At 41.1% G+C, this 718-nt stretch carries 2 pseudogenes; both read right to left on the bottom strand.

Going from position 1 to position 718, the window contains the following annotated elements:
• Positions 1-177: pseudogene (locus ACS8FD_RS20435) on the bottom strand (7-carboxy-7-deazaguanine synthase QueE); the annotation flags it as partial.
• Positions 178-503: 326 nt separating this feature from the next.
• Positions 504-718: pseudogene (gene dapD, locus ACS8FD_RS20430) on the bottom strand (2,3,4,5-tetrahydropyridine-2,6-dicarboxylate N-succinyltransferase); the annotation flags it as partial.

Raw genomic sequence — 718 nt, 5'->3', positions numbered from 1 at the left:
ATATTCAGTGTCACAATAAACACAGCGTAGCGGGCAGCCAGTCAGGCGCACAAATATCGTCGGTAAGCCGGAGGTAATCGCCTCGCCTTGTAGGGAGTAAAAAATCTCTGTCAAGCGCAGGCCTGCGGTCGGGTCAGTGACGGGAATATAAGTGTTTCTTAGAGAAGACTCATTCATAGTATTATCAAACAGAATAAGGTGTCGATACCGTGGTTAAACGTCTCAAATATACAAACTAAAAATAAAAAATAGGCTAAATCAGAGAGGCTGTTACCATATGGTTATCAGACAATATAAAAATAAGACACAAGAGAGCTGACAAATTTAGGGACTTGGCAAGTGACATGTGCAAGTTGGTTATTACTTTTTAGATAGGATAGGCATATTTTATGCCGAATTATAGCGTAAGATGGCTTATTAAGCTGCAAAAAAGATGCTGAAGCTTATCTTCAGCACCTTGATGTTTCTCTTGGCTATCTGGTTAAATGCTTTTATAAAAACGCTTATGCCAAGCGTAATAGCTCGTTAACTGAAGTTTTAGCACGTGTCTGCGCATCTACTTTTTTGACGATGATAGCGGCATATAAGCTATATGTACCATCTTCAGAAGGTAGTGAGCCTGGTACAACAACTGAACCTGCTGGTACACGGCCGCGATAAGTCTCACCAGTTTCACGATCATAAATACGCGTAGACTGACCGATATAAACCCCCATAG

This window comes from Psychrobacter sp. 1U2 (assembly GCF_051847575.1).
Note: the sequence above shows the minus strand (reverse complement) of the source record. Positions and strands in the feature narration are given on the sequence as shown.